This is a genomic window from Rhodococcoides sp. S146-33, from assembly GCF_059489205.1.
Window position 1 is genome coordinate 218,137 of record NZ_JCAJWY010000006.1, and the last position, 20,280, is coordinate 238,416.

The window sequence follows — 20,280 nt, forward strand, 5'->3', positions numbered from 1 at the left end:
GATCGTCAGACCGGTAAGTCTGTTACGTCGATCGCTCTTCGAGCATTTCCGTACACCGTACGGTAGACTGCAGCGGCCCCGGACGAACCAGCGTCGGGGGCGGCGAAAGGCGATTCCGCGCAATGACTCCAGCCCAGCCGATGATGTCCACCCCTCCAGCGACACCTGCCCACGACCTGTCCACCATCATCGTTCGCGGCGCTCGCGAGAACAATCTCCGTAATGTCAGCCTTGACCTGCCCAAACGTTCGCTCGTCGTGTTCGCGGGCGTTTCCGGGTCCGGTAAGTCTTCCCTGGTCTTCGACACCATCGCCGCCGAAGCTCAGCGGCAGATCAATTCCACGTTCACTGCCTTCGCGCAGACGTTCCTTCCGTCCTACGGTCGCCCCGACGCGGATCTGATCGCCAACCTGTCGGCCGTCGTCATCGTCGATCAGAAGCGACTCTTCGGCGGCCCGCGTTCGACGGTCGGCACGATCACCGACATCGGTGACTGGCTCCGCATGCTCTGGTCACGGGCCGTCACGCCATCGATCGGGTACGCCAACGCATTCTCGTTCAACGACCCCGCCGGCATGTGCCCCGAATGCGAGGGGCTCGGCGAAGCAAAGATCGTCGACCTGGGTGAACTAGTGGACGAGTCGAAGTCGTTGCGAGAGGGGCCGTTCAAGCACCCGGACTTCGAGGTCGGCAAATGGCCGTACCGAGTGTTCGCAGACTCGGGTCTGTTCGACCTGGACGTACCGATCGAGCAGTACTCGGCCCGCGAGCGCCACGTCTTCTTCGACGCCAAGCCCGGCGAGGTCGAGGTGATGAACCCCGATGCCGTGATGAAGAGCTACGAGGGCATCGTCTCTCGTTTCCGACGCAGCTACCTGGCGAAGGACGCCGATGCGCTCAAGGGCAAAGCGAAAATCGCATTCGAGCGCATCGTCACCCGAGGAACATGCGAGGCCTGCGGCGGCTCCCGCTACAACGAGACCGTCAGAGGCGCCACCCTCGAAGGACTCTCCCTGCCCGACGCGTTCGCCATGCAGGTATCCGAACTCGCCGATCGCATCGACGGCTGGCAGATCACGGGCCTGGGCACCTTCACGAACGAAATCGTCACGCAGCTGCGCAGACTCGTCGATCTCGGGCTGGGATACCTCAGCTTGAACCGCGCTACGTCGTCGCTCTCCGGCGGTGAATCGCAGCGCATCAAGATGGTCCGGCACCTGGGAGCCACACTCAACGACATGCTCTACGTCTTCGACGAGCCGACCACCGGGTTGCACCCCCGCGATGTGCACCGCCTCGACGACATGCTGCTCGCCCTGCGCGACAAGGGCAACACCGTCCTCGTCGTCGAGCACGACCCCGAGGTCATGGCCATCGCCGACCGCATCGTCGAGATCGGGCCCGGTGCCGGAAAGTCGGGCGGCACAGTCGTGTTCGAGGGAACCTACGACGAGCTGCGCAACGCCGACACCCGGACCGGTGCCGCACTGCGGCGCGAGAACATCGAATTGCGGACTCCCCGTACCCCTTCCGGTTGGCTCAGCATCACCGGAGCGCGCACCCACAATCTGCGCGACGTCAGCGTCGACGTTCCGCTGGGAGTCCTGACGGCCGTCACCGGGGTCGCCGGTTCCGGCAAGTCTTCCCTCATCCACGGACACCTCTGCGAGGCCGCTCCGGACGCCGTCATCATCGACCAGGCCCCCATCCGTGGCTCGCGCCGCTCCTCCCCCGCGACGTACACCGGACTACTCGACCCGATCCGCGCGTACTTCGCCAAGAAGACCGGGCAGCCGCCGTCGCTGTTCTCACCCAACTCCGACGGCGCGTGCCCCGACTGCCAGGGCAGTGGGGTCATCTTCACCGACCTCGGTTTCACCGACCCCGTGACCAGCACGTGCGAGACGTGCCAGGGTCGGCGATTCCGGTCGGGGGCGATCCGGCACACCGTCGACGGCATCAGCATCGCGGACATCTTCGAGATGTCCGTCGAGGACGCGCAGGACTTCTTCGACGTCAAGAAGATCCGAGACATTCTGCGGCGGTGCCGGGACGTCGGACTCGGCTACCTCTCGCTGGGCCAGAACCTCTCGTCATTGTCCGGTGGCGAGCGCCAACGCCTCAAGCTCGCCACCGAGCTGGTCGGATCATCACCGGTGCTGGTACTCGACGAGCCGACGACCGGCCTGCATCCGTCGGACGTGTCTAATTTGATCGCGTTGTTGTCAGGGATGGTCGACGAGGGTAGATCGGTGATCGTCATCGAACACAACCTGGACGTCGTCGCCGCTGCCGATTGGGTCATCGACCTCGGCCCCGACGGCGGACACAACGGCGGCCTCATCACGTTCACCGGAACAGTGGACGGACTGCTCACCTCGGACACCCACACCGGGCGTTACCTGGCACGCAGCCTGAGACGGTGACCTGAGACCCGATAGTGTTGGCGCTCCAGGGACATCGGACACAGGAGTGGCAGTGCAGCGTCGATCGGCACGAATGATCTCAGCAGGGTTCGCGGTCGTCGCGCTCGTTGCAGCCGGGTGCGGCAGCGCGACGACCGACGCACCCCCCGCCACCCCGTCCGCGGCGTCGAACGGGGAGTTTCCCAAGTCGATCGCGTCGGGCTCGGACGGCGGGACCATCACCCTCGACGCGATGCCCCGCACGATCGTCTCGCTCAGCCCGACGGCGACGGAGACCCTGTTCGCCGTCGGCGCGGGTGATCAGGTTGCGGCCGTCGATGATCAGTCGGACTATCCGGCCGATGCACCCAAGACCGGCCTGTCGGCATTCACGCCGAGCCTCGAAGCGATCGTCGCCTACGACCCCGATCTGGTGATCACCTCCACCGACCTCGGCATCGTGACCTCCACCCTGGCCGAGGCGGGGGTCCCGACGCTGTTGCTGCCGGCCGCGACGAGCCTCGACGACGCTTATTCGCAGATCGAACAAGTGGCCGACGCGACCGGTCACGACGCCGAAGGCGACGCGGTGGTCGCTCAGATGCGTGACCGAATCGACGCCGCCGTCGCGAGCGTGCCGACGCGTGCAGAGCCGCTGACGTATTTTCACGAACTCGACGACACGCTGTACACCGTGTCCAGCCAGAGCTTCGTCGGCCAGATCTACGGCCTGTTCGGTCTGCAGAGCATCGCCGACGGCTCCGATGCCGGCGACTACCCGCAGCTGTCCGCCGAGACGGTGATCACTACGGACCCCGACGTGGTCTTCCTCGCCGACGCCCAATGCTGCGGCGTGACAGCCCAATCCGTTGCAGCCAGACCAGGTTGGAGTTCGATGACCGCGGTGCGAGACGGCCGAATCTTCCCGATGGACGAGGACCTGTCGAGTCGATGGGGACCCCGCATCGCAGACCAGGTCGAGGCCGTCGCCGCCGTAGTGCAGCAGATTCCGGCGTGAGTCACTCGTACCCGATCCGCACCTCGTCCACGAATTCGTCTGCTACCCAACCCGATCGAGCCCTACTCGCGTCAGGCACGGTGACCGTCAGCTGCACGAGGTACTGATCGACGATGTGGTGGACGACCACGTAACGGGTCCTGGCGAAGAGCAGATGCCCATCCCACTCGTACCGACCGGCGATCGAGACCGACGGTAGTCCGCGCAGCGGGTCTCGGTCGTGGCTGACCTCGACCCAGCCCGGCAACGCCCGTGAGTCTCCGAACCCGGACTCCAGCAACACCATCGGATCCACCGATCGCGATAGCTTTCCTACCAGCGTCACGGCGTTCGGCACGAACCCATCGACGGCGTTCACCGGTGAACACAGCACCGCGGTGGCATGCGGGAACAGGTGCTCGGGAACCACGTCCCACCCCGGCAGCGCGGGTAGCTCGAGACCGAACCTGTTGCATTCACTGCGGTGTACGGCCACGAGCTCGACACCCTGCTGCTGCAAGAAGCTCTGCATCGACCGTTCCCGAGTAGTCACTGGACGTCCCGTCGACCCGACATCGACGCCGCTCGGTCTGCTTCGATGCGATCGAGGAACCGGGGCGGGCGAAGCAATTCCCGTGCGTCGTCGTGAGCGAGCTGTTCGCGCGCCCATGGATTGTCGCGACACCATTGCAACAGAGCAAGCAACGCGTTGGGCTCGACCTTCTTCTCGCACACCATCAGCGTCAGTTCCTGATCCAATTCACTGTCGACTTCGCGATACACAACGCGGACAGTGGGGTACTGATGCGGATGGGGCACCGCCGGATTCGGATGTGTCTGCGGCTGCAGGCCGACAATCCCGTCCCACGGAACAACTGTGACATCGCTCGTCACCTTCCATACCCGACGTCGATAGATCTCCTGCACTATGCCGTCGGGATGCAGTGAAATTCTCGTCCGGTTGACGATGACGAATCCCAGAATGAACCACAGAAGGCCCACCGGGGCTCCGACGAGCGTCGAGATCTCCGCCCTGAACTGACGACGTCCAGGTTCGTCGTCCCTCCAATAGAAGTATGAAAAGCCGAGCAGAACCGCGAAGGCGAAGATGAAGCTCCGGATCAGGAAGTCTCCGCGCCCGGGCACGGACAAACCACGTCCCGCCGCAGCCACCTCGATCGGTCGCACGAAACGCGACAGCCGCGCAGACCCTACGCCGGACATCACCACAGACTGTCCGAGTGCCACGATCACCAGAAACGCGAGCCACAACACGCCCATGAGCACATCCGGGGTAAGGGGCTCGAACAGAAGGACGAGGGTCACAAGAATCGCTACGGATGCCCCAGCGAGACCGACGAACGCTGTGAGCCACCCAACATGCACACTGCGACAGGTTCGCACCCACAATGGTTTCTGCTGCCCTGCAGTGCTTTTACGCAGCGAACAGACGGCTTGCTTCGAGATGGCGCGGTTGTCTTCGTCTCGGCTCATTTCCACTTCGCCTCGAACAGCTTGGACACGCCGTAATTGACGGCACCTCCGAGAGCAATACCGATCGCCGCGCCGGCCACCGTGCCGGGTCCCGGAACGATCGAACCCGCCACGCTGCCGATGGCACCGAACACCCATGTCGTGGCGGCCCCCGCAGCGATGGGTGCTGCCTCGACGATGACGGCCTTGGCCGGGTCCATCCCGTCATCGATATTGCCGGCGATTCCGGGGATCGCTCCGGCCACGGCACCGAACGCTCCCAATCCCCGACCGATGTTCCTGGCAACGTCGTCCACAGAATCGACACCCGGCAACTCGAGTGCTCGACTCGTCACGTCGGCCATGCCTCCGATCACTGTCGACGCTATGGTCGTCGGCCAGTCGGGCATCCATGAGAACGATCCGTCGGGGTTCTCGACGAATTTCCCGGTCGGACTGGTGAGCGCCAGCTCGGTCAACAGCTTCGTGGGTCCGGCCAACTGCTCGGCAGCGTCGAGCGCAGCCTCCTCGGCCTGTTTCAGAGCACCCTGAATGTCCCGGGTCAACTGCGCTGCAGCAGAGCGTAGTTCGTCGGCCTGTCGCACCTTTTCCTCGCCCAGGCTGTCCGGTATCAGCGCAATCATCCCGTCGGGGTTGACCACACCGTCACTTGCGACGGCAAACCCACTGACCGTCGCTGCCGACACCTGCGCCTGCAGATGCGCCTTCGCGGCGTCGACCATTCCTGCTGCGGTCTCGAATGCCGCACCGAGCGAATCGATCTCACCGCACACCGAGCTCATCCGGGAGCATTCGGTCACCACGCGTTCGGCCGCTGCGACTGCTGCGTCGCCGGTCCACGTCTCGGCCAGCACGTCCTGCTCCTCCAGCACTCCGGTGCGCTGGCCGTTGACACGCTCGACGATCTCGGCCAGTTCGATCATCGTCTTGCGCATCGACTCCGGCTCCCAGCCCGCGACGTGCGGCACGGTCGGGGTCACTTCGGCTGGTCCATCGCAGCGAGGCGGCGTGCGAGTTCGTCGTCGGCGATCTCGTAGTTCTGTGCGACACCACGAGCGATGTCCGCGACGCATTCGGCCCGGCCGGCCAGTGCTGCAACAGCTCCCGCCGCCGCAGCGGCGGCTGCCGCACATGCTGCGCCGAAGTCTGTGCCCTGCAGCGCATTCTCGGATTTGCGGAACGGGTCGAGGGCATCCAACTCGGCAATAGCCTCCCCCGTTCCCCTCAGCACAGTCGAGAACTGCCGCAGGATCACTGGATCCACATTCACTGTCATGACGCTCCCCCGAGTCGTACCGAATCGACGCCCGGTCGATCGACGTCATCGGGTTTGACGCAGCGAGCCCGTGATCGGTTCCGTGCCGAAGCTAGGACCGCGACAGTTCCAGTCGCTCCCGAAGCGGTGGTGGCACCAGCAGGTCTGGTGAGTCGTAGCCGGTCATGCGAATCCGATTGACCGGGCCGTCCGTGCACCACTTCATCAATGCCAGAACGGCATTCGGCTCGGCGGCGAGCAAATGGATGCGAATCGCCATCCGGTCCGGTTGATCGAGCCGGTCGCGAGGACGTTCGATGCCGAGCCCAGCGGCCCGGATGTACAGAACGGGCTCGGTGAATCCACTCCCCCGCTTCTCTGACGTTCGGTACGTCGAGGCCTCGTACTGCTCCACATCGTCCCAGCGCACGAGGATGTCGTGAGTGCGCGGAAAGAAGAACATGCACGACCGTCTGCGTCTGACAAATCCATCCGCGAACAAACGCAGTTCGACGCTGCTGCGGAAGCCGAGCGTCGCCACCAGTACAACGATGGCAATTCCAGCAATCGGTATACCGGCCGCGCCGAACACGTCACTCTTCGACAGGGCGACCCCCATTCCTGACACCAAGATGGACGCGACCGTGATCAACCAGAGCTTGGCGGTCCGGGGCGGAATGGAGACGCCGCCACCGAGCACGTGGTCCTCGACGCGCCGAACGAATCGGACGGGGATTCCCCATCGAATCACGTTGTCGTTGATGCCGATCCAGACAAAGGCCATGAAGGCAAGTAGAGCGATCGATCCGATCGTGTACCCATTGTCGCTTCCGTGCACCTCGAGCCGTCCGCGATAGGTCGCAATGGCTACCACCGCGACAATCGCGATGACGGCCTGCCACAGTCGGCTTAACGTGTTCGGCCAGTACGGCGCCCAGATAGGTCGTTCTGCGTCGGTGTACTTCGTCTCACTCATGCGTCCCCCCACAGTCGGTATCAGGTGTTGGACGCACCGGTGGTGCGATCGGTTCCCTCCGGTCCGATTCCGGCGACGCGAATGCGACGAGTACCGTTGGCGCGGCTAATGACTTAGGAGGGTAACCGCAATGAACGGCCGTCGACTATCGTTCGCTGCCGCGGCCGGACTCGCGGCCGCGATGGGCGTCGGGCGATTCGTGTTCACGCCGCTGCTACCGATCATGGTCGATGCCGCGGAGGTGACCCCGAGCAGCGGTGCCGTCATCGCAACCGCGAACTACGCCGGCTACCTCGTCGGCGCGATCGTGTTGTCGGTGCGCCCGTCGATCAACACGACGGCGTCGTTCAGGCTGTGGACGCTCGTGCTCATCGCCAGCGAATTGGCCATGGCAGCAGTACATTCCACCGCAGCATTCTCGGCACTGAGGTTCCTGGCCGGCCTGGCCAGTGCCGCGGTGTTCATCGCCTGCGCGAGCACCGTGACCGAGCACAGGGTCGACGGTGCGTCACCCGGCATCGCGTTCGGCGGCGTCGGTGCAGGTATCGCAGCGTCGGGCATACTCACGTTGCTCGTCGGGCCGCATCTGTCGTGGCAGGCACTGTGGCTGTGCTCGGCGATACTGACTGCGGTGCTCGTCGCCCCGGCGTGGACGCTTCGGGTGCACCCCGAACCTGCAGGGCGGTCCGAGGCAGGCGAGGTGAACGTCCGGACCCGGGCAGTGTGGCAGACATTGCTCGTCGCGTACTTCCTCGAGGGCCTCGGCTACATCATCGTCGGCACGTTTCTCGTCGCGGCGGTCGGTGGCCACGGCAGCACGTCGGTGGGTCCGGTGGTGTGGATCGTCGTCGGATTCGCCGCGGTGCCGGCCACTGTGCTGTGGCAGGGCGTGGCCCGTCGAACCAGCCTGCGCAGCGCTCTGGTGGCCGCGTTCGCCTTACAGTCCGTCGCCGCAGTGCTGCCGGCCCTGACCGACAACACCATCGCGGCGGTATTGTCGGCACTGCTGTTCGGCGGAACGTTCATGGGCATCACGATGCTGACGATGACCACCGCGCAGGCGCTTCCCGTCGGCCGTACCGCGGCGACGTTGACGGCGGTCTACGGCCTCGGACAGGTGGTGGGTCCACTGATCGTGGCACCCGCGATCGGCAGCTCCTACTCGATCGCCTTCGCCATCGCGACCGGCGTGCTGATACTCGGAACTGCGGGCGCAGTGCGCGTATCGCAGTTGACCGCGCCACTCTGAGCCCCGCCGCCGCGGACCGTTCTGCCGTGCAACGGACCGATGCCGTCACGCAAGCGCCCGCCGGATCGTCCATTGGACACCGCAACCATTTCGGCGACGATCGACAGTGCGGTCTCCCCGGGGGTGCGTCCGCCGATGTCGAGACCGACAGGCGACGACAACCGCGCGAACGAGTCCTCCCCGACCCCTCTGTCGACAAGACGTTCACGTCGGTCCTCGTGCGTTCGACGGCTGCCCAGCACGCCGATGTAGCCGGCGGGGGTGCGCACTGCGACGTCGAGCAACGGGACATCGAACTTCGCATCGTGCGTCAGCACGCACAGGGCGGTGGTGCCGTCGATCAGCCCCTTGTCCCACTGGGACGTCAGATACTCGTGCGGCCAGGCAACCACCACCTCGTCGGCGTGCGGGAAGCGCTCCTCCGTGGCGAATATCGGCCGGGCATCACACACCACGGTGCGGTACCCCACGATGGTTGCTGCGTGAGCAACGGCATCGGCCAAGTCCAGTGCGCCGAAGACGATCAGCAGCGGCGGGGCCGGAAACGATCGCACGAAGACCTCGACGACACCGTCGTCGACTTCGATTTCCCGCAGTCCACTTGCGCCGTGCGCCAACATGACCCGAGCGACACTTGCAGCTCCGGCATCGAGAGTCGGGGTGCCGATGGAGCCGGACGAGTCGTCGGCACTCACCACGAGATGCCCAGCCGCGGCACCGGAGGCGACGGTCACCTCGGCAACCGGCGATCGCGATGTTATTCGGGCCAAGAGCTTTTCATAGTGCGGGCGGGTGTCCCGATCGACTCGGTCGACCACAACATCGACCGTTCCGCCGCACGTGAGACCGATGACGAACGGGTCGTCGGCCGCAACGCCGAACCTCAGGCGGTCGACGAGTCCACCCTCCGCCGCCGCCACTGCTGCGTCGAACACTGCACCTTCGACGCATCCGCCGGATACGCCGCCGAGAGCGGTACCACCGGCATCGACGGCCATGACGGCACCGACGTCCCGGACCGCGCTGCCCGAGGTGGCCACCACAGTGGCCACACCGAACGGTCGTCCGTCGACGAACCAATCGCGCAGTGTGGCAGCAAAGTCGAGCATCGTGGACCTACCGACGCCCGAAGGCTCTGGACACCAGCCAGCCCTCGAACATTCCAGCGAGAAAGATCCCCGCGACCGGCGCATACTTGCGCATCGGGTCCGGCAGCAGAGACATTGCGTTCAGTTCGCCGCCCATCGGGCTCGCAACAGCTGTTCTCGCAGCTGCCGGCGCGGTGGGATCGGCCGTGGCCGAACCGCTGAGCAGCGCACCGAGATTGACAGCGAACTGCTGCAGCACCTTGTTCGAGACCGCGACGATCGCGCCCTTGCCGAACGAGACGATCTTGCCGCTGATCACCAGGTCCGTGTTCAAGGTCAACCGCGAACGGTCGCCTATCGCCTCGACCGCAAGATCGACTTGGGCCTCGGCATCGCCGTTACCGTGCGAGTCCGCGCCCTTGGCTTCGAGGGTGAGCGTGCGGGTCTCGGCGTCGACCTCGAGGAACCGAATCGTGCCGGCGTAAGCCGCGCTGATCGGCCCGACCTTGACCTTGACTCCACCGAGGAACGTCTCACCGTCCTTGCCGGTGATAGCGGCCCCGGGTACACAGGTCGCCACTTTCTCGACGTCGTTGATCAGCCTGAAGACGTCGTCCGCAGACGCGTCGATGTCGAGGGTATTGGTCAGTATCACTGGGAAACTCCTTTCGCGCAGCCGACGCAGCGACGCTGTTCGGCGCACGAGTCGATGGCCTCGACGATGGTCTGGTATCCGGTGCAGCGGCAATAGTTCGAGGCCACCACTTCGCGGATCTGGTCCTTGGTTGCATCGGGATTGTCGGCGAGGTATCCCTCGGCCAGCATCAGAAACCCTGGTGTGCAGAATCCGCACTGCAGTCCGTGGTGGTCTGCGAACGCCCGTTGCAGATCGTTCAATTCGCCGTCGGTGCCGAGTGATTCGACGGTCCGAATCTCCGAGTTCTCCACCTGCGCGGCAAACGTCAAGCAGGCACGCGCCGGCTTACCGTCGATCAGGACAGTGCAGGCCCCGCACACGCCGTGCTCGCAACCCACATGGGTTCCGGTCAATTGCAGGTCGTGGCGTAATACGTCGACCAGGGTGCGGCGTGGTTCGCTGATCACTTCGTGCTCGGTACCGTTGACGGTCAGTTCGATCAGTTGCTTGTTGCTCATGGCTTTCCCTTCGCCAGTGCCGCTTGTACTGCGACGGGAGTGATCGGTGTATCGTTCAGTTCCACTCCGGTGGAACGCAATCCGTCGTTGACTGCATTGAGGACCGCGGCCGGTGCTCCGATCGTTCCACCCTCACCGGCCCCTTTGGCACCGGATTCGGTGAACAGGCAAGGGGTCTCGAGGTGATGGATCTCGATGTCGGGAATCTCGCATGCCGTCGGCACCTTGTAGTCGATGAAGCTGGCACACAGCGGGTTCCCGCGGTCGTCGTACGACACCTGCTCGAACAACGCGCCTGCGATCCCCTGCGCGATCCCGCCGCGGCACTGGCCCTCGACGATCTTCGGATTGATCGCGACCCCGCAGTCCTCGACACACACGTACTTCAGGATCTCCACTTGCCCGGTGCCATCGTGCAATTCGACGACGACGCCGTGGGTGGCGTTGGAGAAGGTGCCGTCGTTGAACACGTCGAAACTTGCCGTCGCGGACAATCCCGGCTCGACGCCCTTCGGTAGCAGCTGCGCCTTCAGATACGCGACGTCGGCGATGTCCCGGTAGGTGACGTACTTCGAGTGGTCGTCGCGCTGGCGAACGCGACCCGAGGCGAGCTCGACGTTGTCTTCCCGGGTCTCCATCAAGTGCGCTGCGATTTCACACAGTTTGTCTCCCAGCTTGTTCGACGCCAACGCCACCGCGCTGCCGCCGATGGTGATGGAGCGAGACGCAAACGATCCGAATCCGTACGTGATCCGGTCGGTGTCGCCCTGCACGATCTTCACCTGTTCGACGCCGATGCCGAGTCGATCTGCAACGATCTGCGCCATGGTGGTCTCGTGGCTCTGGCCGTGACTCATCGTTCCGGTCGTCACGACCACGGTTCCGGAGGTGTCCATCCTGACCTCCGAGATGTCGAATCCCGGGACCACGTTCATCTTGCGGGCCGCAAAGGCGCTGCTGCCGTAACCTGTTCGCTCGCTGAAGCACGAATATCCGATGCCGATGTGTCGGCCTTCCGCTGCGGCTCGCTGCTGGAAGTCGTACCATCCGCCGTCTCGCAGCGTCTGCTCACACAGATTCAGAGCCTCGAGGTACGAGCCGGGGTCGTAGGTGATGTTGTTGACGCCGGTGTACGGAAAGGCAGTGATGACGTTGCGGCGCCGGATCTCCACTGCATCGAGGGCCAGTTCGCGCGCTGCGCGCTCGAACAATCGCTCCATCACCATGACGTACTGCGGGCGTGACACCCCTCGGTACGGCGCGGTCGGAGCCTTGTTGCTGAACACCGACCGTCCACGTACTCGGTACGCCGGAACCTGATACACCCCCGGCATTTCCGCGGACGCCATGAGTGGCTCTATACCCGCGGTGAACGGGTAGCACGAGTACGCGCCCATGTCGCACACGACATCCGCGTCGAGGCCCAGTATGTGTCCCTCGGAGTCGAAAGCGGCCCGCACGTCGTACTGCTGCTCGCGCGCCAGGAACGAGGCCGTCAGCGCGTCCTTGCGGTCCTCGATCCACTTGACCGGACGGCCGAGTTTCAGGGCAGCCGCAGCAACCGCGATCTCCTCGCGGCCGACGACACACTTCTGCCCGAACCCGCCGCCCATATCGGGCACGACAACTCGCACCTGACGTTCGTCCAGACCGAGGCACTGCGCGGTGACGGTACGCACCTGGTGCGGGACCTGCGTGCAGATGTAGATGATCAACTGCTCGTCGCGGTCGTCCCAGTACGCGATGCATCCCCGGGTCTCGAGGGGCAGTGCGTTCTGACGTCCGGTTCTGGACTGCACGGACACCACGGTGTGCGCGTCGTCGAATATCTCGTCGATGCCCTCGGTGGCGAACATCTGCACGTCGACGACGGTGTTGTTCGGAACCGAATCATGAACCAGAGGAACGCCTTCGGACATTGCCTGATCTGCGGAGGTGACGGCCGTGACGGTCCGGTACGACACTCGTGCCGCTTCGAGCCCGTCCTCGACGCTGTAAGCATCGGCGGCGATGACGATGGCCAGCGGCTCACCGACGTAGCGCACGACGTCGTGCGCCAGTACGGGCATGTCGGTGGGCACGAATTCGCTGAGCGGACGCGACAATTCGGCGCGGATCGGCCGCAAGTCCAAGTCCGCCGAGGTGAAGACACCGCGCACCCCCTCGACTCCGGTGACATCACCGATGTCGAGTGCGGTGATCGCCCCGGCCGCGACGGTGCTGCGCACGAACTGAGCGTGCAACATTCCCGGTATCGCGATGTCGTCGACGAATCTGCCGCGGCCGGTGAGCAACCGCGGATCTTCCCGGCGCGCGACCGAGGTGCCGACGAATTTCGGCGTGAGAACCTGATCGACGCTCACGTGGGCACCCCCTGCGATACGAGTGCGTCGCTGCAGGCTTCGACGACCAACGTGCGCACCAGGGTGCGGCGGTACTCGGCGGTGAACATGCCCTCGTCCTCCAGTTCCAGTGCTTCGGTTGCGGCGTCCGCGCAGTCGGCGAACGTTCCACCGCCGGCCAGCGCGGCCTCTGCTGCCGGCGATCGCATCGGGGTCGCGCCGACCCCGGCGAGGGCGACGCGTCCGCCGACCACGGCCACGCCGTCGAGATCGAGAGACACTGCTGCGCCCACGATCGCGAAATCCCCCTGCCGCTCGGCGTATTCAGTGACTGCGGCATGCGGTGCCGGGTTCGGGAACACGATCTCCACGATCATCTCGTCGAACGCGAGATCGGTGGAGTAGTACCCGAAGAAGAACGAGTCTGCCTCGACGGTTCGCCGCCCCCGCAGGCTCTCGACGACGATGCGCGCGTCCAGCAGGATGGCGAGCAAGCACCATTCGGCGGTGGCGTCCGCGTGGGCGATGCTGCCCCCGACGGTGCCGCGGGTACGGATCGGGTAGTGCCCCACCCACCGCATGGCATCACGCAGAACCGCGAAGTCCGTTCCCACATCGCCGGATTCGACGTCGTGGTGGGTGGTGAGCGCTCCGATGTGCAGGCCGTCGGATTCTCGGCGGATGTAGCTCAGAGTGTTCAAACCACCCACGTCGACCAGGTGCCCGGGCCGAGCGAGGCGGAAGTTCATCATGGCGACCAGGGACTGGCCTCCGGCGATGATCTTCGCGTCCTCGCCCAGCTCGGCCAGCAGACGCACTGCACCCGAGACATCGCGCGCCCGGTGGTAGTCGAACTGTGCGGGCTTCATCAGACCCGAGCCTCGCCTGCGACTACCTCGGTGGGTTCGTCGACCAGGGTGTCGAGTTCGCGCCCCTTGGTCTCGGGTGCGAAGTACGCCATCCAGATCACCGCGAACAACACGAACGCGGTGACGATGCCGAAGGTCAACGGCAGGCCCAGGATCGGCCACATGACGGAGCCGAAGAGCAGTGGCGCAAAGCCCGTAGCCACCCGACTGACCGAGGACGCGTAGCCGAATCCCGAGGCCCGGATGTTGGTGGGATACAGCTCTGAGACGTAGCAGTACAGCACCGGGATGGTCAGCTGGATGACGAACCCGAAGACGCCGAGCCAGATCAGCGCCGCAGACTGGATGTCGAGCATGACGGCGAACATGACCAGGGCACTGCCGGCGATCGGGCCGGACAGTCCGATGACCCACTTGCGGCCGAAGATCTCGACGATGAACGCGGAGGTGAGCACTCCGACGATACCGACGCCGGTCATGAGCGTCGTCCCGGCGAACGCTGCGAATTCTCCGTAGCCCTCGGCGCGGAGGATGGACGGCATCCAGCTCAGTGCTGCGTAGTACAGCAGCATGATGGACACGAACAGCATCCACGCTGCAGCGGTGATCCGTGGACTGTAGCGCCACACCAACTTGAGCTGCGTCAGAGCAGCTTTCATTCCTCCGGGACCCTTCGGAGCGGTGTCGGCGACGATAACGTAGTCGACGGCCTCGGATTCGGTGCGCGTCACCATGTCGTCGATAACGGCGCGGGCCTCGGCCTCACGGCCGACCTTGGCAAGGTAGATGGGCGATTCCGGGATGCCGCGTCGGACCCAGAACAGCAGCAGCGCAGGCAGAACCATGAACAGCAGCATGTAGCGCCAGCGGACATCACCGTCGATCGGGACCAGAAGTGTTGCCACGACGCCACAGATGGTGGCACCGATCGGCCACCAGACGTCCATCGCGGACAGAATCTTGCCGCGAATGCGTCGTGGCGAGAATTCGCTGACCAACGCGTAGTCCACCGGGATGCAGCCGCCGAGGCCGAATCCTGCGAGGAACCGCAGAACGATGAAGATCTCGAAGCTCGGCGCGAAAGCACCGAGGACCGAGAACAGCGCAAAGATCAACAGCGTCAACGAGAATGCGCGTTTTCGCCCGACGCGGTCGGCGATCGTGCCCCACACGACGGCTCCGACAGCCATGCCGATCAGGTTGCCGGTGGCGACGAGACCGCGCTCGGCCTGGGAGAGATCCCAGTAACTTCCGAGCAGCGGCGTCAAGAAGCCGTTCAGCGCCACGTCCCAGGCGTCGAACATGTAACCCAGCCCGCCGATGATGAAGATCTTGCCTTGCACACCCCATTTCCAGGGGAGTTCCTGTACTACCTGATCACCAGTCTTCATCGCAGCCTCCGGCGCGGTGTTGTGGTCCGAGGTCGTCATCGGACGAACGAGTAATGGAATTTCTCGTCGTCGCTGTCGTCGAGCGGTGTACCGCTCCACAGCCAGTCGTACGAGATGTCGGACTCCCCATCGAACGACGCCAGTGTCGCGTCCCGCTTCTGCTGCTCGGGTCCATCGGGTATGTGGTAGAAGGTCTTGTTCTGCAGGCTCGCGTCCTGCACCATCCGTGCGTGCCGGGCTCGACGAAAGACGTAGCGCGCCAACGCGTCGTCGATTCCGCTCGCGGTGACCTTCGCGAGTTCCTCGGCCAGCACGGCTGCGTCCTCCATGGCCTGCGATGCGCCCTGCGCCTGGTACGGGAGCATGGCGTGACAGGCATCGCCCAGCAGCGCGACGCGGCCGTCGGTCCACCGCGGGTCGGGCCTGCGGTAGTAGAGCGCCTGGCACAGTACGTTCTCGTCGGCCTTGGACAGCATCGCGTGGGCGCGGTCGTCCCAGTCCGGGAACGTCGCCATCAGTTCCTCGGGCCCGACGAGCCGTGGTCCCCCGTCGCGAACCTCGTCGGTACACGGTGCCAGCGCAACGACATTGAGGTATTCACCGTTACGGATCATGTAATGCACCAGGTGTCGGTCGGGTCCGTACCAGATGGTGCTCTGGTATCGGTCGACGAGCCAACGGGTGGCCGGGTCCTTGACGATGCGATCGCCCGGAATCAAAGCGCGGTAGGCCATTTCACCGGAGAACACCAGCGTATCGGGTAGGCCGATGAGATCGCGCACGGTCGACCGAATACCGTCGGCTCCGATGAGCAGATCCGACTCGTAGCGTTGTCCGGTTCCGGTGACCGCGACCGGCCGCATCGGGTCGGTGCGGTCGACCTCGACGACCTTCGCGTCGGTCTCGAACACCACCATCGGGCCCGGACCATCGGGGTCGAGGCACTGGGCATGAATGGCCGAATGCAGATCCGCGCGGTGGTAGTGCCAGTACGGCGCGTTGAACGTCTTCTTGCAGTACTCGCCGAGGGCGGTGAGCGCGATGACCTTGCCGTTCTCCCACCGCCTCCGCACCTGATCCATCGGCTCGGTCTTGATCGCTTCGAGCGTGTCCCGCATCCCGAGGGCGATGAGGATCCGGCTTGCGTTGGGAGCAGTCTGAATTCCTGCACCGACCTCGCCCAGTTCGGCTGCGGCTTCGAGCACCGTCACCTGAATACTTCTGTGCCGCAACGAGAGCGCCGCGGTCAACCCGCCCAGACCGCCGCCCGCGATGACTACTTCGATCGGTGCCATGTCAGTTCCCCACCAATCGGCCTTCGGTGACGACATCGATGCCGTCGATGGATACGGTGCAGGCGCGCATTCCGATGTCGAGGTGTGCGTAGGAGTCTCGGCCGAGGACGGGGTGCGGGCCGGTGGACCACAGGAAGCTGCCGGCGAACGCGCGGGCGTCCATGCCCATGATGTCGTCCTTGCCGTACATCGCGGCCGCGAACCAGTCGCCGGTCTTCATCAATCCCCAGCCCATGTGGGACAGGTAGCGCGCCCACTTGTCGTTGGAGTCGGCGAAGAACATGTTGAGCAGTGCTGCTTCACCGCCGCCGGTCACCTCGTCGATGTGGCCGTTGGTAACCGTCAGCGTGGTTTCGTCCCGGACGTATTCCTTGAACGGCAACAAGATATCGCCTTCGGACAGCACGATCTTGCCATTCGAGATCTCCGGCCAACACAGCACCATGGTGGACGGCCAGTGATCCCAGCGTCCCTTGTCGTCGGCGAAGCCCACCTGGAACTCGGGCTGCGAATTGCTCAGTTGCACGGTGAGATCGGTGCCGGCCTCGTTGGTGATGCGCATGGTCGAACCGTTGCGGATCAGATCGACGCCTGCCTGGACCCGTTCCTTGTCACCGTCCTGCGGCATGTTCCTGATGAGCACGTCCGGGGCGTCGCACACGAAGATGATGCGCGTTCCGGCGGCCAGGATCTCCTGCTGGATGGGGGCGTGGATGAAGCCCTCGCTGGTCAGATCGACCACAAGATCGGCTCCCTTGAGCAGGTCTTGAGCGACCGAACTGTTCATGACCGACACCAGACCGGGCCCCGCACCGGTGTGGGTGCTCGGCATCGGTGCCGGACTGCCGCCGGGAACGGTGGCCGAGAGTACCTGTGCGCCCAGACTCTGAGCCGCCCCGAACGCAGCCGAGACGTAATCCCCGCGGCTCGACGGTTCCGCGAGTATCACCACCTGCTCTCCTGGCTGTACTTTGCACAGCTCGAGCTGACGGGTGAACGCGCGCAGGAGATCAGCTGATCGCAGATCGAACATCTCGGTTCCTCTCGTGAGGGTTCTCGGTTGAATCGTTGTCGGTGATTCCGCCCAGGCGGGCAAGGTCTTTCAGATAAGGCACTTCGTCACGTGCATCGAGCAACTCGCGGCGAGTCACCGTTGCCGATACCGATCCGACGCTCTCGTCCATCTCGACGATGGTGCGCCCCTGCGGTCCGACGATGACGCTGTGGCCCGCGAACCGTGGGCCGTCGCCGGTCTGTCCGGTGAGTCCGGCGGCCGCGACGACGACGCCGTTCTCGAGTGCGCGGGAGCGGGTGAGCAGCTTCCACACGTGCAAACGGACGTGTCCGAAGGCCGACGGTACGGCGATCACATCGGCTCCTCGCTGGACGAGATCGCGGACCGTCTCGGGGAACCCTGCCTCGTAGCAGATCACGACGCCGATGGTTCCGAACGGTGTGCTCACCAGCAGACCGCTCTCCGCTGCGGGAGTGAACACCGATTTCTCTCGGTCCCACAGAAACCGCTTGTGACCCAACGCGATCAGACCGTCCGGCCCTACCACGAGCGAGCTGTCGAAGATGACTCCGTCGGCATCACGAAACACGATGGCCGTCACCAGAACCGTATCGGTCTCGGCGGCGAGCGCTCCGAGCGCGGTCGACGTTCGACCGGGAATCGACTCGGCCATCGTCTCGATACTGTCGAGATCGTAACCACTGGCGAACAATTCGGGTAGAACGATCACCTTCGATCCGCCCGCGGCGAGAGCCTGCACCTCCGAGCGCACCGCGTCGATGTTCTGCTGCCACGCTCCGACCCGCGAACCGGTCTGCACCACAGCGATGTCGAAGGTATCGACAACCGACTCGGTGTCGACTTCGTGCAGACGGGCCGAGGCGGTCACTGCGCCACCCGATTCATGTCGGTGGTGTAGAACGGGCCCGCCAGTCTGCCGAGGAAACGGTGTTCGAGAGTATCGACGTGAAGGTCGGCGGTGAGCAGGCCAGGCCTGCTGGTCACCGCCGTCACGGTCCCCAACACCAGGGTGTCCGTGCCGAGTGCAATTTCCTGCATCGTGCGGCATTCGAGAGACACCAGGGATTCGAGCACCGACGGGGCCGCGACCGACACAGACGGCACTGCGGTCATGCGCGAGAGCTCGAACTCGTCGACATCGGCGTCGACGGTGGCGAAGCTCGCGGTCACCGCATCCACGGTGTCCGCCGACGGGATGTTGACAACGAATTCGCCGGTGTTGCGAATGTTGACCAGTGTGTCCTTGAACTCTCCGGGGAATCCGATGCGTTCGCCGATGGAGATCATCAGAGTCGCCGGGTTCCGCGACGCAACATTGAAGAAGCTGAACGGTGCCAGGTTACGGACGCCGTCGCCGGAGACGGTCGAGATCCAGGCGATCGGACGAGGCTGCACCGCGCAGGACAGCAGTTTGTACACATCCCCCGGCGACATCGAATCGACGTCGTGGCGGGTGCGATCCGTGAGCTCCAGAGAGTCGCCTACCTGGGAAGTCATCGAAACGATCCTTCTTTCGCTTGCTGTGCAACCGGTCGTGCAACCGATTGCGTTGCTCTGACGATAGAGGGGTTTCTCGGACGGTGTCGAGCTTTGGGCGACAAATCCGGAACCAATTAATGGCACCGTTACACGGGCACCGGCCCCGTAACCTCCGCCTTACTCGCCGCGCAGACCGGCTCGCGCAGAATCGGTTGCACTGCCGGGCCGACGCGGGGGTCCGTACCCCTCCGAAGTCCCGTCGACGATGCGAACCTCGTCCTCCCACGGCACCCGGTAGGTGCCGTCGGCGAGATCACGGACATAGGTGTACGGGCAATCGCGCGCCCCTCCGTCGAGCGCGGTGTACCCACGGTGACCCAGTTGATAGATGTTGTTCTCCACTCCCCACTCGCGACGTGCCGCATCGGCCCTCGCGGGCTCGATCGACACGGTCACCACCCGATCGGGTGTGGAATCGCCGCGCTCGATGATCGTTCCTTCGTAGTCGCACACCATCGCCTCACCCATGGACGGGATGCCGTTGCCGTCCTCCCCCGCCAGGCACACCGACGCCGTGTACGCCAGATTGTGAAAGGCATTGGCTTCGTTGGTGATACGCCAGGACTGCCGCAGCGGAAACTTGTACCCGGCCGTCCGCAGCAATACGTTGGCGCCGCGGTAGCTCGCCTCACGCGCCATCTCGGGGAACATTCCGTCGTGGCAGATCAACAGTGACAGCACCGACCCCTTGGGCCCCGGGCAGACCGGCAGACCGATGTCGCCCGGTTCCCATGGCTCCTTGGGCGTCCAGGGGTGAAGTTTGCGGACATACAGGACTATGTCGCCCTTGTCGTCGACGACGATTCCGGAGTTGAACGGCGCTCCACCGGGATTGCGTTCCATGATGCTGAAGCAGCCCCACACCGTCGACTCACGGCACGCGTCCCGCAATCGCTCCACCTGCGGACCGTCGATGTCGCACATCACCTCGTCCGACGCCCACGACGACTTGCGTAGACCGTGCAGCGAGTACTCCGGAAACACCACGAGGTCGAGCGCCCCGAACCCGGCCTTCGCCTCGCGCAACTGTCTGCATACGCGATCGGTCGTCGCGTCCACATCGTCCATGCTCGTGATCAGCGGAACCTGCTGCTGAACCAGGCCGAGCGTGAGCGACGTCGGCGACGGATTGAGACCACCCAAACCTGTCATCGAATGTCCGTTCCTCGAGGGCAACTTGTTGCGCAAA

At 64.5% G+C, this 20,280-nt stretch carries 19 protein-coding genes; 3 read left to right on the plus strand and 16 right to left on the minus strand.

Annotated elements, in window-relative coordinates; translation table 11 throughout:
• The first annotated feature begins 122 nt into the window (after nt 1–122).
• Together AC5WEY_RS21935 and AC5WEY_RS21940 are read left to right on the plus strand one after the other, a co-directional pair.
• Nucleotides 123–2,426 (plus strand): ATP-binding cassette domain-containing protein, encoded by a 2,304-nt coding sequence (locus AC5WEY_RS21935; RefSeq protein WP_495647532.1) that lies wholly within the window; start codon nt 123–125, stop codon nt 2,424–2,426.
• A 73-nt stretch (nt 2,427–2,499) separates the two neighbouring features.
• Nucleotides 2,500–3,423, plus strand: a complete 924-nt coding sequence (locus tag AC5WEY_RS21940) for an ABC transporter substrate-binding protein (RefSeq protein ID WP_495647533.1) — start codon at nt 2,500–2,502, stop codon at nt 3,421–3,423.
• A gap of 1 nt (nt 3,424) precedes the next feature.
• On the opposite strand, the gene AC5WEY_RS21945 is transcribed toward AC5WEY_RS21940, so the two are convergent.
• From AC5WEY_RS21945 to AC5WEY_RS21965, 5 genes are all read right to left on the minus strand, one after another.
• Nucleotides 3,425–3,934, minus strand: coding sequence for an LpqN/LpqT family lipoprotein (locus AC5WEY_RS21945; RefSeq protein ID WP_057475969.1), 510 nt, complete (start codon nt 3,932–3,934; stop codon nt 3,425–3,427).
• A 17-nt stretch (nt 3,935–3,951) separates the two neighbouring features.
• Nucleotides 3,952–4,728: a hypothetical protein gene (locus AC5WEY_RS21950; protein WP_162248316.1), complete on the minus strand. Its 777-nt coding sequence runs from the start codon at nt 4,726–4,728 to the stop codon at nt 3,952–3,954.
• Between the two features lie 164 nt (nt 4,729–4,892).
• Nucleotides 4,893–5,876 (minus strand): hypothetical protein, encoded by a 984-nt coding sequence (locus AC5WEY_RS21955; protein WP_057475971.1) that lies wholly within the window; start codon nt 5,874–5,876, stop codon nt 4,893–4,895.
• On the minus strand, nt 5,873–6,172 hold the full coding sequence (locus tag AC5WEY_RS21960; protein WP_057475972.1) for a type VII secretion target: 300 nt from the start codon (nt 6,170–6,172) through the stop codon (nt 5,873–5,875). The genes AC5WEY_RS21955 and AC5WEY_RS21960 overlap by 4 nt, the downstream gene beginning before the upstream one ends.
• Nucleotides 6,173–6,263: 91 nt before the next feature.
• Complete coding sequence (locus AC5WEY_RS21965; RefSeq protein WP_495647534.1) at nt 6,264–7,127, minus strand: hypothetical protein; 864 nt, start codon at nt 7,125–7,127, stop codon at nt 6,264–6,266.
• 130 nt (nt 7,128–7,257) lie between these two features.
• Between AC5WEY_RS21965 and AC5WEY_RS21970 the strand changes: the two genes are divergently transcribed.
• On the plus strand, nt 7,258–8,376 hold the full coding sequence (locus AC5WEY_RS21970; RefSeq protein ID WP_495647535.1) for a YbfB/YjiJ family MFS transporter: 1,119 nt from the start codon (nt 7,258–7,260) through the stop codon (nt 8,374–8,376).
• On the opposite strand, the gene AC5WEY_RS21975 is transcribed toward AC5WEY_RS21970, so the two are convergent.
• The 11 genes from AC5WEY_RS21975 to AC5WEY_RS22025 form a co-directional block, all read right to left on the minus strand.
• Entirely contained in the window at nt 8,286–9,485 is a 1,200-nt protein-coding gene (locus AC5WEY_RS21975; RefSeq protein WP_495647536.1) for an XdhC family protein, read from the minus strand. The genes AC5WEY_RS21970 and AC5WEY_RS21975 overlap by 91 nt on opposite strands.
• Before the next feature lie 7 nt (nt 9,486–9,492).
• Nucleotides 9,493–10,119, minus strand: a complete 627-nt coding sequence (locus tag AC5WEY_RS21980) for an SRPBCC family protein (RefSeq protein ID WP_495647537.1) — start codon at nt 10,117–10,119, stop codon at nt 9,493–9,495.
• Nucleotides 10,116–10,619, minus strand: a complete 504-nt coding sequence (locus tag AC5WEY_RS21985) for a (2Fe-2S)-binding protein (protein WP_495647538.1) — start codon at nt 10,617–10,619, stop codon at nt 10,116–10,118. The genes AC5WEY_RS21980 and AC5WEY_RS21985 overlap by 4 nt, the downstream gene beginning before the upstream one ends.
• The gene (locus AC5WEY_RS21990; protein ID WP_495647539.1) at nt 10,616–12,982 is read right to left on the minus strand and encodes a xanthine dehydrogenase family protein molybdopterin-binding subunit; all 2,367 of its coding nucleotides are present in this window, start codon (nt 12,980–12,982) and stop codon (nt 10,616–10,618) included. The genes AC5WEY_RS21985 and AC5WEY_RS21990 overlap by 4 nt, the downstream gene beginning before the upstream one ends.
• Nucleotides 12,979–13,830, minus strand: a complete 852-nt coding sequence (locus AC5WEY_RS21995) for an FAD binding domain-containing protein (protein ID WP_495647540.1) — start codon at nt 13,828–13,830, stop codon at nt 12,979–12,981. Before AC5WEY_RS21995 ends, AC5WEY_RS21990 begins: the two co-directional genes overlap by 4 nt.
• Complete coding sequence (locus AC5WEY_RS22000) at nt 13,830–15,260, minus strand: MFS transporter (protein WP_495647541.1); 1,431 nt, start codon at nt 15,258–15,260, stop codon at nt 13,830–13,832. The genes AC5WEY_RS21995 and AC5WEY_RS22000 overlap by 1 nt, the downstream gene beginning before the upstream one ends.
• On the minus strand, nt 15,257–16,516 hold the full coding sequence (locus tag AC5WEY_RS22005; protein ID WP_495647542.1) for an FAD-dependent monooxygenase: 1,260 nt from the start codon (nt 16,514–16,516) through the stop codon (nt 15,257–15,259). The genes AC5WEY_RS22000 and AC5WEY_RS22005 overlap by 4 nt, the downstream gene beginning before the upstream one ends.
• A 1-nt stretch (nt 16,517) precedes the next feature.
• Complete coding sequence (locus AC5WEY_RS22010; protein WP_495647543.1) at nt 16,518–17,549, minus strand: 2,5-dihydroxypyridine 5,6-dioxygenase NicX family protein; 1,032 nt, start codon at nt 17,547–17,549, stop codon at nt 16,518–16,520.
• Complete coding sequence (locus AC5WEY_RS22015) at nt 17,527–18,420, minus strand: carbon-nitrogen hydrolase family protein (RefSeq protein ID WP_495647544.1); 894 nt, start codon at nt 18,418–18,420, stop codon at nt 17,527–17,529. Before AC5WEY_RS22015 ends, AC5WEY_RS22010 begins: the two co-directional genes overlap by 23 nt.
• Nucleotides 18,417–19,049, minus strand: coding sequence for a flavin reductase family protein (locus AC5WEY_RS22020; protein ID WP_495647545.1), 633 nt, complete (start codon nt 19,047–19,049; stop codon nt 18,417–18,419). The genes AC5WEY_RS22015 and AC5WEY_RS22020 overlap by 4 nt, the downstream gene beginning before the upstream one ends.
• A gap of 159 nt (nt 19,050–19,208) precedes the next feature.
• Complete coding sequence (locus AC5WEY_RS22025; protein WP_495647546.1) at nt 19,209–20,243, minus strand: formamidase; 1,035 nt, start codon at nt 20,241–20,243, stop codon at nt 19,209–19,211.
• Nucleotides 20,244–20,280: the final 37 nt, after the last annotated feature.

Bases quoted from the DNA above. Each gene is read 5' to 3' on its own strand.
- AC5WEY_RS21960 (WP_057475972.1), bottom strand. From the start codon at position 6,172: ATGACAGTGAATGTGGATCCAGTGATCCTGCGGCAGTTCTCGACTGTG.
- AC5WEY_RS22000 (WP_495647541.1), bottom strand. From the start codon at position 15,260: ATGACGACCTCGGACCACAACACCGCGCCGGAGGCTGCGATGAAGACT.
- AC5WEY_RS21995 (WP_495647540.1), bottom strand. From the start codon at position 13,830: ATGAAGCCCGCACAGTTCGACTACCACCGGGCGCGCGATGTCTCGGGT.
- AC5WEY_RS21940 (WP_495647533.1), top strand. From the start codon at position 2,500: ATGATCTCAGCAGGGTTCGCGGTCGTCGCGCTCGTTGCAGCCGGGTGC.
- AC5WEY_RS22025 (WP_495647546.1), bottom strand. From the start codon at position 20,243: ATGACAGGTTTGGGTGGTCTCAATCCGTCGCCGACGTCGCTCACGCTC.
- AC5WEY_RS22005 (WP_495647542.1), bottom strand. From the start codon at position 16,516: ATGGCACCGATCGAAGTAGTCATCGCGGGCGGCGGTCTGGGCGGGTTG.
- AC5WEY_RS21970 (WP_495647535.1), top strand. From the start codon at position 7,258: ATGAACGGCCGTCGACTATCGTTCGCTGCCGCGGCCGGACTCGCGGCC.
- AC5WEY_RS21935 (WP_495647532.1), top strand. From the start codon at position 123: ATGACTCCAGCCCAGCCGATGATGTCCACCCCTCCAGCGACACCTGCC.
- AC5WEY_RS21985 (WP_495647538.1), bottom strand. From the start codon at position 10,619: ATGAGCAACAAGCAACTGATCGAACTGACCGTCAACGGTACCGAGCAC.
- AC5WEY_RS21965 (WP_495647534.1), bottom strand. From the start codon at position 7,127: ATGAGTGAGACGAAGTACACCGACGCAGAACGACCTATCTGGGCGCCG.
- AC5WEY_RS22010 (WP_495647543.1), bottom strand. From the start codon at position 17,549: ATGTTCGATCTGCGATCAGCTGATCTCCTGCGCGCGTTCACCCGTCAG.
- AC5WEY_RS21975 (WP_495647536.1), bottom strand. From the start codon at position 9,485: ATGCTCGACTTTGCTGCCACACTGCGCGATTGGTTCGTCGACGGACGA.
- AC5WEY_RS22020 (WP_495647545.1), bottom strand. From the start codon at position 19,049: ATGACTTCCCAGGTAGGCGACTCTCTGGAGCTCACGGATCGCACCCGC.
- AC5WEY_RS21945 (WP_057475969.1), bottom strand. From the start codon at position 3,934: ATGCAGAGCTTCTTGCAGCAGCAGGGTGTCGAGCTCGTGGCCGTACAC.